This is a genomic window from Vibrio sp. 1078-1, assembly GCF_033340475.1.
The window spans coordinates 1-563 of the sequence record NZ_JAWOWM010000696.1 but is presented as its reverse complement, the minus strand read 5'-3'; the positions used below and the strand labels follow the sequence as shown (position 1 = coordinate 563).

1 protein-coding gene is annotated in these 563 nt (G+C 44.2%); it reads right to left on the bottom strand.

All coding sequences use genetic code 11. The features are described 5' to 3' along the window. Positions 1-523, bottom strand: a 523-nt coding sequence (locus tag R7190_RS29570) for a PAS domain-containing protein (protein ID WP_318138164.1), incomplete at its 3' end; no start/stop codon positions are given. Positions 524-563 lie beyond the last annotated feature (40 nt).

Here is a 563-nt window from a genome sequence, read left to right as displayed (position 1 = left end):
AGCCCAACGGATCGTAGATGGGGTTGTAAGTGGCTTCAATGTACACTTTGTCACCTGAGGCTGAACGCCTTAAAAATTGTCCGGACTTAAACTGGCCGGCGGCGAGATCTTTCCAAAAGCCGGGATTTTCTTGGTAAAAATCGTCAAAGCAAAATAGTTTGTGATGTTTTCCTTGAACATCGCTCAACTCGTATCCCAAGGTTTTTAAGAAGTTTTGGTTGGCGGTCAGAATGTATCCTTCACGGTCGAACTCAATCGTGGCTAGAGACAGATCTAACGCATTCAAAATGGCTTCTTTTTGCTCTGATTCTAGCCTCTGTTGTGTCACGTCTGACGCGATCTTGACTACTTTTTCAATTTGTCCGTGTTCAGATTCAATGGGAAAGTAACTGGCTTCAAGTACCAGTCTTTCACGTTGTGAGGTTAGACGCTCAAACGTACCCCGCTTATGCTTACCCATTTTTAAGTCATCCCAAAATTGTTGGTATCGAGGGGAATGAACATAGCCTCGGTCACAGAAAATCGAATGATGCTTTCCAACAATCGCTTCTCGTGTGTATCCG